At 67.4% G+C, this 15,987-nt stretch carries 9 protein-coding genes; 2 read left to right on the top strand and 7 right to left on the bottom strand.

The features are described 5' to 3' along the window. Positions 1–3: 3 nt before the first annotated feature. Positions 4–2,952: a TonB-dependent receptor domain-containing protein gene (locus tag AC0IZJ_RS15385; RefSeq protein WP_471851310.1), complete on the bottom strand. Its 2,949-nt coding sequence runs from the start codon at positions 2,950–2,952 to the stop codon at positions 4–6. 245 nt (positions 2,953–3,197) lie between these two features. Here AC0IZJ_RS15385 and gntR point away from each other — a divergent pair, with 245 nt between their 5' ends. Continuing rightward, positions 3,198–4,244: an HTH-type transcriptional regulator GntR gene (gene gntR, locus AC0IZJ_RS15380; RefSeq protein WP_471851308.1), complete on the top strand. Its 1,047-nt coding sequence runs from the start codon at positions 3,198–3,200 to the stop codon at positions 4,242–4,244. Here gntR and AC0IZJ_RS15375 read toward each other — a convergent pair. Genes AC0IZJ_RS15375 through AC0IZJ_RS15365 form a run of 3 tightly spaced genes read right to left on the bottom strand, consistent with a single transcriptional unit; the run spans position 4,236 to position 8,453 of the window. Beyond that, positions 4,236–6,566: a GH36-type glycosyl hydrolase domain-containing protein gene (locus AC0IZJ_RS15375; protein WP_471851306.1), complete on the bottom strand. Its 2,331-nt coding sequence runs from the start codon at positions 6,564–6,566 to the stop codon at positions 4,236–4,238. The genes gntR and AC0IZJ_RS15375 overlap by 9 nt on opposite strands. Before the next feature lie 5 nt (positions 6,567–6,571). Beyond that, positions 6,572–7,927, bottom strand: a complete 1,356-nt coding sequence (locus tag AC0IZJ_RS15370) for an MFS transporter (RefSeq protein ID WP_471851304.1) — start codon at positions 7,925–7,927, stop codon at positions 6,572–6,574. Between the two features lie 4 nt (positions 7,928–7,931). Beyond that, positions 7,932–8,453 (bottom strand): gluconokinase, encoded by a 522-nt coding sequence (locus AC0IZJ_RS15365; RefSeq protein ID WP_471851302.1) that lies wholly within the window; start codon positions 8,451–8,453, stop codon positions 7,932–7,934. Between the two features lie 299 nt (positions 8,454–8,752). Here AC0IZJ_RS15365 and purL point away from each other — a divergent pair, with 299 nt between their 5' ends. Next, on the top strand, positions 8,753–12,706 hold the full coding sequence (gene purL / locus AC0IZJ_RS15360; RefSeq protein WP_471851300.1) for a phosphoribosylformylglycinamidine synthase: 3,954 nt from the start codon (positions 8,753–8,755) through the stop codon (positions 12,704–12,706). A gap of 8 nt (positions 12,707–12,714) precedes the next feature. Here purL and AC0IZJ_RS15355 read toward each other — a convergent pair whose 3' ends face one another. From AC0IZJ_RS15355 to AC0IZJ_RS15345, 3 genes are all read right to left on the bottom strand, one after another. Continuing rightward, on the bottom strand, positions 12,715–13,725 hold the full coding sequence (locus AC0IZJ_RS15355; protein ID WP_471851298.1) for a hypothetical protein: 1,011 nt from the start codon (positions 13,723–13,725) through the stop codon (positions 12,715–12,717). A 152-nt stretch (positions 13,726–13,877) separates the two neighbouring features. After that, positions 13,878–14,549, bottom strand: coding sequence for a glutathione S-transferase family protein (locus tag AC0IZJ_RS15350; protein ID WP_471851296.1), 672 nt, complete (start codon positions 14,547–14,549; stop codon positions 13,878–13,880). 64 nt (positions 14,550–14,613) lie between these two features. After that, positions 14,614–15,936: an MFS transporter gene (locus tag AC0IZJ_RS15345; RefSeq protein WP_471851294.1), complete on the bottom strand. Its 1,323-nt coding sequence runs from the start codon at positions 15,934–15,936 to the stop codon at positions 14,614–14,616. Positions 15,937–15,987 lie beyond the last annotated feature (51 nt).

Here is a 15,987-nt window from a genome sequence, read left to right as displayed (position 1 = left end):
ACGTCAGAACGTCATCCGCGCGCCCACGCGGTACTGCCGCCCCAGCACGTCGAACAACGCCGGGTTGACGCCGTAGCTGGTGTTGGTGGACGGCGCGGCGGGCGGGGCCACGTCGGTGACGTTGTCGACCTTGACGTACACGCTGACGTTCTTGTTGAGCCGGTAGGTGCCGCCCAGATCCCAATAGAAGGCGCCCTTCATCTGGTTGTTGTCGATGGTCTGGTGGACGGTCGTCGAGACCGGGCAGCCGCTCTGGCACTCGATGAACTCCTTGCTGTAGACGCCGTCGCTGATCCAGCGCTGGCCGACGAAGAAGCTGGCGTTGTCGGACTCCCAGGTCTGCGAGAACTGGGTCTTCCACTTCGGCGTGTTGCCGAGATTGACGCCCGCGCTTTCGACCGGGATGGTGCCGACGACGCCCGACTCCGTCAGGAAGCTCTTGGTATACGTCGCCAGGCCGCGCAAGGTGAGCTTGCCGCCGGCGAGGTTGAAGCGGTACAGCGCCTCCATGTCCACGCCCTTGTTGCGCATCTTGGCCAGGTTGAAGGCCTGCAGCGTCACGTACTTCGTCGGGCTGACGAGGTCCATGGCGGCGCAGAACACCTGGTTGCCGGCGACGCAGAGATCGACTTCCTGCTGGATCGAGAACGTCGAGATCACGTCCTTGATCTTGATGTCGAAGTAGTCGATGGAGGCGCTGAAGCCGGGGGCCCAGGTGGGCTGGCTCAGCGTCAGGCCTATGACCTTGTTGTTGGCAAGCTCGGGGCGCAGAGCGGTGTTGCCCACGGTGCGCTGCTGGGCGGTGAAGGTGTTGCCCTGGTAGTTGACGTTCTGGTTGATGACCACGGGCGCGGCGTAGAGCTCGGACAGATTCGGTGCACGCACATCGCGCGACGCGACGGCGCGCACGCGCAGGCCGTCGATGCCGGTCTTCCAGGTCGAGCCGACCTTCCAGCTGTTGACGCCGCCCGAGGTGCTGTACTGGGTGTGGCGGCCGGCGATGTTGAGGTTGGCCTCGCCCAGGGTGGCTGACTTGAACAGCGGCGCATTCAGCTCCAGGAAGCCTTCATCGACCGTGTAGGAGCCCGCGGCGGCGTGGTAGTTGCCGGCGAACCAGTTGTTGCCGACCGCGGTGTTCAGCACGGGGTCAGCGGGATAGGCGGTGGTGTTGGGCGTGGCGGGGTAGACGCCGTTGCCGTAGGGGTCGCCGGTGACCCAGTAGCCTTCCTTGCGGGATTCGACGCCGAAGGCGACGGCCACGGGGCCGGCCCAGTTGGAGAAGGGTTGGCCGTTGAAGCTCAGGCTGGCCACGGTCTGGCGCTGGCGCGACAACTGGTGCGGGCCGTTCGCCGGCAACACATAGGCGAGGGCGGCCGGGTCCTGCTTGACGTCGCCAATGATGTTGAGCGGCACGCAGCCCGCAGCTGCGGCCGCGGCGTTGCGGCAGACGATGCTGCCGTTGGGCGCGCGCACGGCGTCGATGGCGGCGTTGTAGCGCGGGTTCAGCATCATGTTGGCGACGCTGATATCGATGTCGTTGATCCCGTGCTGGAGATAGGCGTCATAGGACCAGCTCTTGCCGCCAACGTCGAACTTGCCGTTCGTGCCGAGCACGAAGCGCTTCTGCTCGCGCACCGGATTGACCTCGATGTCCTTCTCGAAGTTGCCGTTGGCCGTGCCGTACTTGAAGCTCGTGATGTTGTTGGCCGCGCAGGCCGTCACGATGGACGCCGGCAGGAAGGGGTTGTCGCACTGGATGGTCAGGTTGTCGTTCTTCGCAGCCCCGGGGTTGGGGTTGAAGCGCGCATCGACCTTGGCCAGATTGACCGTGAAATAGACCTCGGCGTCGTCACTGACGTCGACGCTGCCGCGCGTGTAGAAGACTTGCCGCTGGAGGTCCATGCCCATGGACGTGCCGCCGCCGACCGTGCCGGCCAGGTCGCCGCCCACGCAGAAGGGCGTGATGCAGTTGGTGACGGCGCCGGTGCCGGTGGGGACACCGTTCGAGCCGTAGACGAACTTGGAGGGTGCGCCGTCCTTGCCGAAGGCGGTGCCTTGCAACGGGCCGTTGGTGATGAGGCCGTACTTGGCGTACTGGAACTGCTGGGCGTTGCGAATGTCGTAGATCTGCGGCTTGCCGTCGGTCGTGCTGCCGAGGCCGCGAACCTGAAAGGCCGGGTTCTGGAACCAGGTGCGGCCATTCGCGCCGGCACCGCCGAAGCGCGGCGAGGGCACGCCCTTCTCACGCACGTACTCGGCGCTGACGATCAAGTGGGCGCGGTCGTTGAAGAAGCTGCGGCCCCAGGCGCCTTGCAGCGTGGCGTTCTGGTCGTCGCCGTAGTTGGTCTGGCCGCCTTCGATATTGGCCTTGAAGCCCGTGAAGCGCTTGTCGGTGATGAAGTTGACGACGCCACCCACGGCGTCTGAGCCATAGGAGGCACCGGCGCCACCAGTGACCACATCGACCTGCGTGATGAGCAGCTGCGGGAACTGGCTCACGTCGGTCACGCCCGTGACGTTGGCAGGGACGACACGCTGGCCGTCCAGCAGCGTCAGCGTGCGGATGGGGCTGAGGCCGCGCAGGCTCAGCGAGCTGAGGCCTTGCACACCGCTGCTGGTGCTGAAGGTGGAGGTGGTGCGGCCCGTGCTGCCTTGCAGGGCGGGCAGCTCGATCAGCGTGTTGAAGAGGTTGGGCTGGGCGGACTTCTCAAGGTCGACCGCCGTCAAGGTCGTGGTGGGCGTGGGCTGGGTGAAGCCGCGTTGCGCGATGCGCGAGCCGGTGACGACGACGGCATTCAGCACATTGGCTTCGCCGCTCGCCTGCTCGCTTTGCGGACTGGAGGCAGCCGGCGCCGGAGCCACCGGGGCTTGCGCATGCGCCGACAGCGCGAGGCTGGTGCAGGCGCCAAGCACAGCCAGATGGATCAGGGTCTTGGAACGTTGGTTTTTCATTGCGTCTCCTAATTGGCGGCTTGATCGCCGTTTGTGGTCGGTCGTCGAACGTGTTCGCTAAACAAAACTTGTTTATCGGATAGCGCTATCCTGACAAGGTAAAAAAATTGGGACGGTTCCTTGAGATCAGCAATCCTTTGGCGCCGTCCCGCCGGTTCGCACCGCCAACGCAGCGCCACTCCGGGTGGGATTGCGCTATCCTAGGCCGCGAATAGCCCCCTCGGTATGGGGGATACTATGTAGCGATGCCCAGCCGCAAGCCTATTTCCGCCGCCCCCGCCCGTCGCACCCGGGCCACTGGCCGGGTGACGTTGGCGGACGTGGCGCAGGCGGCCGGCGTCAGCCCCATCACCGTTTCGCGGGCCCTGCGCGGCGAGCGAGCGGTGGCGCAGGAACTGTGTGAGCGCGTCCAGGCCGCCGCCACTGCGCTGGGCTACGTGCCCGACCCGGCCGCCCGCGCGCTGGCTTCCAGCCGCAGCTCCCATGTGGCGGTGCTGATCCCCAAGCTGAGCAATACGCTGTTCGTCGAACTGCTGGACGCTGTGCAGAACAGCTTGGTGCCCGCCGGCTACCAGACGCTGATCGGCGTGACGCATTACGACGCCAGCGAGGAAGAAGCGGTGCTGCGCAGCTTCCTGTCGCATCGGCCGGCCGGCCTCATCGTCACCGGCCGCGACCGCAGCGCGGCGGCGGCGGCGCTGATCGAAGGCAGCGGCGTGCCCTGTGTGCATGTCATGGAAGTCGAGCTGGAAGCGGGCGGCCACAGCGTGGGCTTCTCGCAACGTGATGCCGGGCGAGCGATCACGCAGCACCTGCTGGACAGCGGCCGGCGTCATGTTGCCTACGTGGCCGCCCAGCTCGACCCGCGCACGCTGGAGCGCGGCGAAGGCTATGCCGACGCGCTCGTGCAGGCCGGCTTGGGCGACCAAGTCAACAAGGTGCTCAGCGCCGAGCCCTCGTCCATGGCCCTGGGCGGCGCCATGCTGGAGCGCGTGCTGCGTGAAGCACCGCAGACCGACGCCATCTTCTTCTGCAACGACGACCTGGCCCAGGGCGCGCTGCTGGCGGCGCTGCGCCTGGGCGTGGCGGTGCCGGGGCGCGTGGCGGTGGCCGGCTTCAACGACCTGCCTGGCAGCGACCAGATGGTGCCGCCGCTGACGACCGTGGCCACGCCGCGCCGGGAGATCGGCGAACAGGCGGCGCAGATGCTGATGAAGCTGATGCGCGGCCAGCCGGTGGAGCAGCCCAACCTCGACCTGGGGTTCCAGGTCGTGCGACGGGCCTCAACCTAGTTCGACGTCCAGCCGGTACTCGCGGCCGGCTTCGATGTTGCGCACCAGGCCGTCCGCCAACGGTTGGCCGTCCAGCAGCACCCGTGCAGTGCCCGTGCGGCGCACCTGAAGCTTGAAGCGCGCACCACGGAACTCCCGCTCTGCGCTGAGCCGGTCCCAGCCATCGGGCAATTGCGGCTTCACCAGCAGCCCCTGCGCATGCCCGCGCAGCCCGCACAGACCCTCGATGACGCAGCGGTAGGCCCAGGCGGCCGTGCCGGTGTTGAACAGCTGGCTGGAGCGACCCGCCGTGCGCGGGTATTGCTTGTGGGCGCCACGGTAGTAGTTCGGGATGAACACCGGCAACTGGCCGCGTTGCAGCAGGTCGGCCTGGTCGGGACCAGGAATCATGCGGCGTAGCGCCTGCCAGGCGCGGTCGCCCTCGCCGGCTTCATATAGCGCGTGGATGTAGAAGCTGGCGGCGTGGTTGTAGACGGCGCCGTTCTCGGCGGAGCCCGGGTGCTTCTGCGTCACGCGGCCGACGTCGTCACGCATGCCGGAGTAGGGCGGCGCGAACATGGCGATGCCGTGGGGTGAGTCGAGCTGGGCTTCGATGGCAGCCAGCATCTTCACCCGCTGCTCCTCGCTGGCCGCGCCGCTGAGCATGGCCCAGGACTGGGGGTTGAGGTAGATGCGGCCCTCGGTATCGGCCCTGACACCGAACACCACGCCGTCGTCCGTGATGCCGCGGGCAAACCAGTCGCCATCCCACAGGTGGCGGTTGGCGGCATCGTTCAGTTCCTCCGCAGCGGCCCGCCAGCGCGTGGCAGCTTCATCGCGGCCAGTGTCGGCGCTGATGCCGGCCCACAGCTTCATCGCGTAGGCAGCCGCCACGGTCAGCCAGCCGGACACGCCACGGCCCTTGTAGCCGACCATGTTCATCGGGTCGCACCAGTCGCCCTGGGCGATGAAGCTCAGGCCGCGCGCGTCGCGGTCCTGATGGAGCCACGCCATGGCGGCATCCAGCCGCTGGGCTACCGTCAACTCGTTCACCACGACATCCAGCAGTGCGAAGTCGCCGGTCTCGTCCAGATAGGCCTCCAGGCAGACCGGCAGCCAGACGCAGTGGTCGGTGTGCGGCACCTGGTTGATGTACTTCAGCTCGGCGCCTTCGATCAGCAGGATGCCGTCGGGCATGGCGCCGTTCGCTTCCTGCTGGCTCAGGGCATGCAGCAGCGCGCCGCGCGTGACGCTCGGCGCGATGTACGCCATGCCGAGGTTGTCTTGAAGGTAGTTGCGCGTCTGCGGGTCGGTGCTGAGCCGGTTCACGTCGCCGTGATAGAAAACCTGGCGTGGCAGCCAGTGGTTGACGAAGCGGTCGAAGTCGGCGTCGGGCGTCTCGATGCGCAGGCAGCCGCGGCCGCTGTCGACGTAGTCCGCGTAAGCCGCGCGGGCGCGGGCAAAGCCGGCTTCGCTCAAGTAGGTTTGACGCACCTTCGCGATCTCCGCATCGTCCAGCGCGGGGCCGAAGAGGAAGCGGTACGTCTCGCCTGCGTTGGGTTGCAGCGCCAGTTGGTACTGCACGCTGGCGGCGGGCGTCTCGTAGCGGGCGTCGCCACCGGCGAGCCGCTCGGCCTGCAACGCGCTGGGCTTGTGCAGGCCGCCTTCGCCCTCGAATGCTGATTGGCTGGCCTCCCAGGCCTCGGGCGCGCGCTCGCAGAGAAAGTAGGTCTTGTCCTTGAGGGCGAGGTTCTTGAAGTAGTCCGCCACCTTCTGATAGGGCGTGACGCTGCTGGCGACGATGCCGCCGAGGTCGGCGCGGTACTCGGCGGACTGGTTCATCCACGACATATTGCCGATGGGGAAATAGGGCACGACGCTGATGCGCCGGGGCCGCTCCGACAGGTTGGTGACGCGCAGCTCCCACAGCTCGACCACATCGTCGGTCGGCAGGCCTAACGTCATTTCCACGCGCAGGCCGAGGTGCTCGACGGTCCAGCTCAGGTCATGCTTGCCGACGACGAAACTGAAGCTGTCAACCGCAGCGCGCACCGGCTCGTAGGGCGCCGAGAACAGCTCGCCGGTGTCCTCGTCCTTCACATAGAAAAAACGGCCGGGGTGATGGGCGTAGTAGGCCTGCTCCGGCTGCATGAAGGTCTTGGCCTCCAGGTTGGGCGCGTGCGCGTACTTGGCCGGTTCGGGCTGCATGAACTGCGCGGTGGCGTAGCCGCGGCAGGTCACCTGGATCATCATGCGGCGGTTCCAGAGGAAGCCGCCGGCCTTGGGCAGGGCAGTGGGGCTGGTGAGCTCGCAGCGCTCGCCGCCGTTGATATGACGAAGCATGGGCGTCAGACGGGTGAAGTGGAGGACTTGCGCTCGGCCAGATCGGCCTGGATACGCGCCATGGTCGGGTTGTCCAGCGTGTAGAAGACCATGATGACGGCGGCCAGCAGCGTGAAGCCCGCCGGGATGACGGACATCAGCCAGACGATGCCCGCCTGAGAGTCGGCCGACTGCGCCACGTTGGGCACATAGCCCAGCGTCGTGAACAGCGTGCCGATGACGCCGACCGCGACGGCGGTGCCGAGCTTCTGCGCGAACGAGCTGGCCGCGAAGGTCATGCCCGTGGCGCGGCGGCCGTTGCGCCATTCGTTGTAGTCGGCCGAGTCGGCCAGCATCGAGAACGACAGCGGCGACTTGGGGCCCAGGCAGAAACCCAGCGCGATCTGCAACACGTACATCAGCGCGATCTGGTCGCTGGGCACGAACAGGAAGGCGGTCGACAGCACCGTGGAGGCCAGCATCAGCCCGATGAGCAGCTTGCGCTTGTCGATGAAGCGCGTGAGCAGCGGCGTGAATGCCGTGCCTGCGGCCGCGGCCAGCAGATAGGCCGGCATGAAAGTGGCCAGCAACTCGGGCCGGTTGACCACGTACTTGAAGTAGTAGGCGGCACTGGTCATGCGCAGCGTGATGCTGAGCATGATGATGAGCGCGAGGAAGAACAGCAGGATCCAGGGCAGGTTGCTGCGCAGGTCGGCAATGTCCTGGCGCACAGTGGAGGGCTCGGCCTGCACCGGCTGCACGCGCTCGGTCGTCGCACTGAAGGTGAAGGCGAAGATCAGCGCCGCGGCGATGCCCCAGAACACCATGGTCAGCGTCCAGCCCAGCGCGGCGTCACCAGCGCCGAACCAGCTCACGAGCCGCGGCGACACCGCGGTGACGAGGGTCCCGCCTGCAAAGCCGCAGACGAAGCGGGAAGCGTTGATCGCATTGCGCTCCCGCGCGTCACCCGAGATCACGCCGGACAGGGCGCTGTAGGGCAGGTTGATGCTGGTGTAGATCGTCATCAGCAGCAGGTAGGTCACATAGGCCCAGACCAGCTTGCCCGTGGGACCGAAGTCGGGCGTCGAATAGGTCAACACACCGATGACCGCCAGCGGCACCGGCATGAAGAGCAGGTAGGGCCGGAACTTGCCCCAACGCGTCTGCGTACGGTCGGCGAAGGCGCCGATCATGGGGTCGGTGAAGGCGTTGAAGATCTTGACGACGAACAGCATCGTCGCTGCCGCGCCGGCAGTGATGCCGAACACGTCGGTGTAGAAGATCAGCAGGAAGGTCGAGACGTTGGTCCAGTAGAAATTGAACCCCATGTCGCCCAGGCCGTAGCCGACGATTTCCCGTTTGGTGAGCGGTGGGTGTTTCATGGCTTCAACGCTGCGCCACGGGTTGCTGCTGGCCCAGCCAGTCGCGCAACTCGGTGACGAGTTCAGGCAGCGGCTTGATCCCGTCGAGGTGAATGACGCCGGCCTCGCCCACCGGCGACTCCAGCGTCTCGAACTGGCTGTCGACAAGGCTTGCGGCAAAGAAGTGCGACCCGCGCGACGCCACCCGCCGGCTGGCCTCGGCCTTGTCGATGTCCAGGAAGGCAAAACGCAGGCCCGGGGAGGCCTGACGGAGCTGGTCACGGTAGGCGCGTTTGAGGGCGGAGCAGGTCACGATCAAGCCCGGCCGCTGCTGCAACTGCTCGCTCAGGCTGGCAAGCCAGCTGGCGCGGTCCTCGTCGGTCAGCGGTTCGCCCTTGGCCATCTTGCGGCGACTGGAGTCGCTGTGGAACAGATCGCCCTCCAGCCAGTCTTCGGCGAGGCGCTCGGACAGAGCAGCGGCAACCGTGGATTTGCCGCATCCGGCGACGCCCATGATGACAAGGGAACGGGGCGGGAAGTGGGTCATGGGCGCAGAGGATGAGGCAGTGAACCGCGCCGTGTGACGCTGGGTGATTGTGCGTGTTGGATAGCGCTATCCTACCTTGAGGAGGCGCCGGAGCCGTCCGTAGTTTCCCGCTGCGTGTCCTGGCGCGCTCGTCTGGCACCTCCGGCTGGGCGAATCACGAAGGCAGCGCGCGCGGCCAGTGAGCGTGGGCGCGGGGCGCTCAGTAGAATCCCGTGCTTCCGCACGCCGCCCTTTGCCGTTTTGGGGCCGAGCATTTCCGAGAACCGCGCGCCCGCCCGCGCCCAGCCTCCCCGGATTCCATGGCCCTGACCCCGCATCTGACCCATTTCGAGGGCGGCAACGCTCTTTCCGACTTTCGCGCCCAGGCCCTGCTGGCCCGGCTGCAAGAGGTCAATGCGCGCATCACGGGCATCAGCGCCCGCGCGGTGCACTGGGTCTGGACGGATGCGCCGTTGGATGGCGAGACCCGCGACCGCTTCGCTGCGCTGCTGACTTACGCCGAGCCGGCTCTTGAAGGCGCGCAAGGCGACCTCGTCGTCGTCACACCTCGCTTCGGCACGGTCAGCCCGTGGGCGTCCAAGGCCACCGACATCGCCCGCAATTGCGGCTTCACGCTCAAGCGCGTCGAGCGCGTCGTCGAATACCGCGTCGCCACCAAGAGCGGCCTGCTTGGTGGCGCCAAGCCCTTGAGCAAGGACGAGCTGAACGCCTGCGCCGCGCTGCTGCACGACCGCATGACCGAGTCGGCCTGCTTCAGCCGCGAGGACACAAAACACCTGTTCGATGAGCGCACGGCCGAGCCGCTGGCGCATGTCGACGTGCTGGGCGCCGGCCGCGCGGCGCTGGAGAAGGCCAACGTCGAGTTCGGGCTGGCGTTGTCGGTCGACGAGATCGACTACCTGGAAACCAACTTCAAGAAGCTGGGCCGCAACCCCAGCGACGTCGAGCTGATGATGTTCGCGCAGGCCAACAGCGAGCACTGCCGGCACAAGATCTTCAATGCATCGTTCACGGTCGATGGCGAGCAGCAGCCGTTGAGCCTGTTCGGCATGATCCGCAACACCGAGAAGCTGAACCCGCAGCACACGGTCATCGCCTACTCGGACAACGCGGCCGTCATGCAAGGTCATGCCATCGAGCGCTGGATGCCGGCGCCCCGGCCCGGCGCCGCCTACGTGGCCCGCACGGAGCAGGCTGAGGTGCTGATGAAGGTGGAGACGCACAACCACCCGACAGCCATCTCGCCGTTCCCGGGCGCGTCGACCGGCGCGGGCGGCGAGATCCGAGACGAAGGCGCTACCGGCCGCGGCTCCAAGCCCAAAGCGGGGTTGACGGGCTTCTCTGTGTCCAACCTGCATCTGCCCGGCCTCTCCGAGCCGTGGGAGCAGAACCCGGTCGGCAAGCCGGCCCACATCGCCTCGGCGTTGCAGATCATGATCGAAGGCCCCCTGGGTGGCGCCGCCTTCAACAACGAGTTCGGCCGGCCCAACCTCGCGGGCTATTTCCGCGTCTTTGAGCAGACCGTCGCCGGCCTGCGCCGCGGCTATCACAAGCCCATCATGATCGCCGGGGGTCTGGGCACCATCCGCTCGGACCTGACGAAGAAGATCGAGTTCCCGGCCGGCTCGCTGCTGATCCAGCTCGGCGGCCCCGGCATGCGCATCGGCATGGGCGGCAGCGCCGCGTCGTCGATGGCGGCGGGCACGAACACGGCCGACCTGGACTTCGACTCCGTGCAGCGCGGCAATCCCGAGATCGAGCGGCGCGCGCAGGAGGTCATCAACCACTGCTGGGGCCTGGGCGCCGAGAACCCGGTGCTGGCGATTCACGACGTGGGTGCGGGGGGCATCTCCAATGCCTTCCCCGAGCTGGTGAACGACGCCGGCCGCGGCGCGCGCTTCGATTTGCGCAAGGTGCCGCTGGAAGAGTCCGGCCTGGCGCCCAAGGAAATCTGGTGCAACGAGAGCCAGGAGCGCTACGTGCTGGCCATCGGTCCCGAGAGCCTGGACCAGTTCGCGGCGCTGTGCGAGCGTGAACGCTGCCCGTTTGCCGTGGTCGGCGTGACGACGGAGACGCGTGAACTGAAGCTGGCCGATGGCGAGGAGTTCCCCATCGACATGCCGATGGACGTGCTGCTCGGCAAGCCACCCAAAACCTCGCGCAATGTGACCCGCGTGGCCCTCGACGGCGGCACGCTGGACCTGACCGGCGTGAAGCTGGAGCAATCCGCATTCGACGTGCTGCGCCACCCGACCGTGGCCAGCAAGCGCTTCCTCGTCACCATCGGCGACCGCACCGTGGGCGGCCTGAACCACCGCGACCAGATGGTCGGCCCCTGGCAGGTGCCGGTGGCGGACTGCGCCGTCACGCTGGCTGACTTCAACGGCTTTGCCGGCGAGGCGATGAGCATGGGCGAGCGCACGCCGCTGGCTGCCGTCAACGCGCCGGCGTCGGGCCGCATGGCCGTGGCCGAGGCCATCACCAATCTGCTGGCGGCGCCCATCGAGCTGCCGCGCGTGAAGCTCAGCGCCAACTGGATGGCCGCCTGCGGCGAGCCGGGGGAGGACGCCGCGCTGTTCGACACGGTCAAGGCGGTGGGCATGGAGCTGTGCCCGGCCTTAGGCATCTCCATCCCGGTCGGCAAGGACTCCTTGTCGATGCGCACCAAGTGGGATGGCCAGCAGGTCACCGCACCGGTGTCGCTGATCGTCACCGCCTTTGCCAGCATTGCCGACGTGCGCGGCACGCTGACGCCTGAGTGGCAGCGCGAGGACTCAGCGCTGATCCTCATCGACCTCGGCCAGGGCAAGCACCGCATGGCCGGGTCCATCCTGGCGCAGACGCTGAACCAGTTCGGCAGCGACGTGCCCGATCTGGACGACCCCAAGCTGCTGGTCTCGCTGGTCAACGCAATCAACGAACTGCGAGCCGCAGGCAAACTGCTCGCCTATCACGACCGTTCGGACGGCGGCCTGTGGGCGGCGGCTTGCGAAATGGCCTTTGCCGGCCAGACCGGTCTGAGCCTGAACGTGGACATGCTGGTCACCGAAGGCGACGGCATCAGCGACAGCCGCGCCGATACGGGCGACTCCAAGAATTGGGCTGCGCAGGTGAGCGGCCGGCGCGAGGAACTGACGCTGCGCGCGCTGTTCAACGAAGAGCTGGGTGCGCTGATCCAGGTGCGCGCGGCGGACCGCGATGCCGTCATGCAGGTGCTGCGCGCACATGGCCTGTCCAGGCATTCGCATGTCGTCGCCAAGCCGAACGCGGCGCGGCAGATGGAGGTCTGGCGCGATGCGAGAAAGGTCTTCACTGCCGACCTGACGACGTTGCAGCAGACCTGGGACGAAGTGAGCTGGCGGATCGCGCAGCTGCGCGACAACCCGGCCGGCGCCAACGCGGAGCACGCGGCCGCTGGCAAGGCGGACGACCCCGGCCTGCATGTCCACCTGACGTTCACGCCCGAGGCGCCCTTCATCAGCACGGGTGCTCGCCCCAAGGTCGCCATCCTGCGCGAGCAGGGCGTCAACTCGCACGTCGAGATGGCCTACGCGATGGCGCAGGGCGGCTTCGACAGCTTCGACGTGCACATGAGCGACCTGCAATCCGGCGCGGTCAAGCTGGACGGCTTCGCGGCCTTCGTCGCCTGCGGCGGCTTCAGCTACGGCGACACCCTGGGTGCCGGTGAAGGCTGGGCGCGCAGCATCATGTTCAACCCCGTGCTGGCCGAGCAGTTCCGCGCCTTCTTCGCGCGCCAGGACACGATGGCCCTGGGCGTCTGCAACGGCTGCCAGATGCTGGCCGCGCTTGCGCCCATCATCCCCGGCGCCGACGCCTGGCCGCGCTTCACGCGAAACCAGAGCGAGCAGTTCGAGGCGCGGCTGTCCCTCGTTGAGGTTCTGGAGTCGCCCAGCGTGTTCTTCCAGGGCATGGCCGGCAGCCGCCTGCCCATCGCCGTCGCGCATGGCGAGGGTTTTGCCAACTTCGCGCGCCAGGGCGACGCGGCCAAGGTCATCCAGGCGATGCGCTTTGTCGACAACCACGGCCAGCCGACCGAGGCCTACCCGTTCAACCCGAACGGCAGCCCGGGCGGCCTGACCTCGGTGACGACGCCGGACGGCCGCTTCACGGCGCTGATGCCCCACCCGGAGCGCGTGTTCCGCAATGTGCAGATGAGCTGGACCAGCGGCGACCGCGCGCTGCACAGCCCGTGGCTGCGCATGTTCCAGAACGCGAGAAAGGCGCTGGACTAGGCGCTCGGCTAAGCCACAGGCGGCGCCGGCCTTACCCGGCGCCGCAGCCACGGCAGCGCAGCGAGGCCGCACAGCCAAAGCAGGCCGGTGGCCGGTTCCGGCACCACCTGCACCGGCCAGTCGTGGCCGGAAGCAAAGCCGATCTGCGCGCCGGGCTGGACGAGGATGCGCTCGAGCGTCACCGTGTTGAAGGCATCGGTCTCGGCGCCGTCCACCTGGCCCCAGGTGTTCAGGTTGGCGACGAACGTGAACGGTGGCATGGGCCCGGGGCGCTCGGGATCGATGTCTGGAATGAGCAGGAAGGTGTAGTTGATCGCCAGCGTGACATCGCCGCTGGTGTTGTCTGCGTCATTGCCCAGGACCTGTACCGTCTGCGCGCCGCCGACGTCCTGGCATTCGAGCGCACCGGCGCAGTTCACGTAGGACAGCCCGTTGATCAGGCGCACGTTCTCTGCACCGAAGGATTCAAGGCCGATGGTGAAGGCGAAGCGCCCCCGGTCGTTCCACTTCGCGTGCAGCGAGAACTGCATCGTCACCGGCGTCGGCGTCGTCCCCGTGTAGATCAGGTCCTCCATCCATTCGGCCGTGGCTTCGCCGTAGAAGCTGCGCGTGCCGAGGGGATCGCTGGGCATGCCGTAGTCCTGTGGGCCGTCCGTCCGCCAGCTTCGCGCCTTGAGCACGCCGTAGTCGGCAAAGGCCTGTGCGGCCGCCAGCGTCGGCAGCGTTGCGCGCTTGTACCAGGTGTCGACGACGATGGGCATGCCCGACACGGTGCAGCCCACCCCGCCCGGCGTGGCGGCGATGCAGCCCATGTGGCTGATCGAGGAGCCGTCCGGCAGCTGGGTGACGGTGCCGAACCCTGTGTTGACAAGACCCGTGGGGTCGGTCGGCACGAACGAGCCGGTGCTGTAGGCGACGACACTGTGGCCGGGGTCGGCGGCCGCGCCCAGGCTGGCCAGGCCAAGTGCCGCGATGGCCAGCCGGTGCGCAGCGCCGCGACGGAGTGCAGAAGCGTTCATGACGAGTTCCTCGCGGCAATGTGAATCGCGCGAGTGAGATCTGGTCGGCTGCGCCGCCAAGCCTGCCGTCGCGCGCCACAGGCTCCGATTCATCCTAGGCCACCGGCCGCCCGCCGGCACCCCCTACAAGCGCGTGGCCAGCCGACCCGCGCTCAGGCGAGGAAGCGCGCCGGCAGGGCTTGCCGATGCGGGTAGTACTGGAACCACGGCTGCGCCTGCACGATCGCCTGCCAGACCGACGGCCGGGCCAGCAGGCGCTCGAAGTAGGCGCTCAGCGTGGTGTGACCGGCCGAGAACGGCCGCACGGTCGCCGCGTAGAACAGCGCCGGTGCCGCGGCACAGTCGGCCATGCTGAAGTCGTCGCCCGTCGCCCAGGCGTGGTCGCCCCGGCGGCTTTCGATCATGTCGTAGGCCATGCCGAGGGCGTCGACGGCAGCCGACATCGCCATGGCATCCCGATCCGCTTCGGGGCGGAGCAGCTGGGCGATGTAGCGCTGCATCGGGTCCATGACGTAGCAGTCGAACAGCCGGTCCCACAGTCGCACCTGGAGCTGCGCGTCGAAGTCATCGGGCAGCAGGCGCAGGCGGCCGGGGTGGTGGCGGTCCAGGTATTCGATCTGTACGGCTGTTTCCGGCACGACGCGTTCGCCATCGACAAGCAGCGGGATCTTGCCCGTCGGCCACAGCGCCGCATAAGCCGCGCGCTCGCCCGGGTCGCCCAGGTTGACCAGCTTCTTCTCATAAGGCGTGCCGTTTTCGGCTAGCGCGATCAGCAGCTTCCAGCAGTGGGAAGAGAGCGGGTGGTAGTGCAGCGTCAGTGGCATGGCTCTTTCTCTATGCGACAAAGCAAAAGCGGGCCGAAGCCCGCTCTCTGCCTCAGGGCACTCTTCAGTCCTGCACCACCGCAGCTGCCCGCAACCGCTTGTTCACCCGCAGCGCCACCAGCGTGCAGACGACGCCGGACAGCAGGTAGACGCTGAGAGACATCAAGCCGAAGCGCGAGGACAGGTAGAGCGCGATGACGGGCGCGAAGGCCGCGCCCAGCAGCCAGGCCATGTCCGCCGTCAGCGCCGCGCCGGTGTAGCGGAAGTGGGGCAGGAAGTTGGACGTCACCGAGCCAGCCGACTGGCCGTAGGACAGGCCCAGCAGCACGAAGCCGATCAGGATGAACGCGGCCTGGCCGGGCTTGCCGCCGCCCAGCATCAGCGGCGCGAACAGCGCGAACACGCCGATGGCGATGGCGAGCGTGCCCAGGAAGTTGCGCCGGCCGACCTTGTCGGCAATCAAGCCGGACATCGGCATGGCGGCGGCCGCAAAGGCGGCGCCCAGCAACTCCATCTTCATGAAACCATCGATGCCCTGCTCGTCTGACAAGGCGACCCAGGAGAGCGGAAACACCGTCACCAGGTGGAAGAGGGCATAGCTGGCCAGGGCCACGAAGGCGCCTATGACGATGTGGTGGCCCTGCGCGGGCAGCAGCTCGTGCAGATAGGCGGGATCCAGCTCATGCTCTTCCATGCGCTTCTCGTACTCGTGCGTGACCACGAGACGCAGGCGGGCGAACAGCGCGACAACGTTGATCGCGAAGGCCGTGAAGAAGGGGAAGCGCCAGCCCCACGACAGGAAGTCCTTGCTGTCGAGGCTGCTGAACACGTAGAGGAACACGCCCGAGGCGATGAAGAAGCCCAGCGGTGCGCCGAGCTGCCCCAGCATGGCGTACCAGCCGCGGCGGTCCGGCGGTGCGTTCAGCGCCAGCAGCGAGGGCAGGCCGTCCCAGGAACCGCCCAGTGCCAGGCCTTGGCCGACACGACACAGCGCCAGCAGCACGATGGCCGTGCTGCCAGCCTCGGCAAAGCCGGGCAGCAGGCCCATGGCGACGGTGGAGCAGCCGAGCAGGAAAAGTGCGGTGGTCAGCTTGGCGGAGCGGCCGAAGCGGCGCTGGATCTCCATGCCGATCAGCGTGCCGACCGGGCGGACGACGAACGCCAGCGCGAAGACGAGGAACGCGTAGAGCGTGCCGGTCAGGCGGTCCGCGAACGGGAAGAACACCTGTGGGAAGACCAGCACCGAGGCGATGCCGAAAACGAAGAAATCGAAGTATTCCGATGCTCGCCCAATGATCACGCCGACCGCGATGTCGCCGGGTGCGAGGTCCTCGTCCGTGCGCGTGGTCAGCGGGCCGGATTGGGGGGTGGTGAAGGTACTGCTCATTGCCATTTCGGGCCTGTCTCCGCTTTTGCCTAGGACAAAATGTCCACTCGT

The organism is Roseateles sp. AC306 (genome assembly GCF_979253795.1).
The sequence above is the reverse complement of the archived record's forward strand: the minus strand, read 5'-3'. Positions and strand labels throughout refer to the sequence as shown.

Coding starts and splice junctions, on each gene's coding strand:
- AC0IZJ_RS15365 (WP_471851302.1), bottom strand. CDS start 8,453: ATGACCCACTTCCCGCCCCGTTCCCTTGTCATCATGGGCGTCGCCGGA.
- AC0IZJ_RS15375 (WP_471851306.1), bottom strand. CDS start 6,566: ATGCTTCGTCATATCAACGGCGGCGAGCGCTGCGAGCTCACCAGCCCC.
- AC0IZJ_RS15370 (WP_471851304.1), bottom strand. CDS start 7,927: ATGAAACACCCACCGCTCACCAAACGGGAAATCGTCGGCTACGGCCTG.
- AC0IZJ_RS15350 (WP_471851296.1), bottom strand. CDS start 14,549: ATGCCACTGACGCTGCACTACCACCCGCTCTCTTCCCACTGCTGGAAG.
- AC0IZJ_RS15355 (WP_471851298.1), bottom strand. CDS start 13,725: ATGAACGCTTCTGCACTCCGTCGCGGCGCTGCGCACCGGCTGGCCATC.
- gntR (WP_471851308.1), top strand. CDS start 3,198: ATGCCCAGCCGCAAGCCTATTTCCGCCGCCCCCGCCCGTCGCACCCGG.
- AC0IZJ_RS15385 (WP_471851310.1), bottom strand. CDS start 2,952: ATGAAAAACCAACGTTCCAAGACCCTGATCCATCTGGCTGTGCTTGGC.
- purL (WP_471851300.1), top strand. CDS start 8,753: ATGGCCCTGACCCCGCATCTGACCCATTTCGAGGGCGGCAACGCTCTT.
- AC0IZJ_RS15345 (WP_471851294.1), bottom strand. CDS start 15,936: ATGAGCAGTACCTTCACCACCCCCCAATCCGGCCCGCTGACCACGCGC.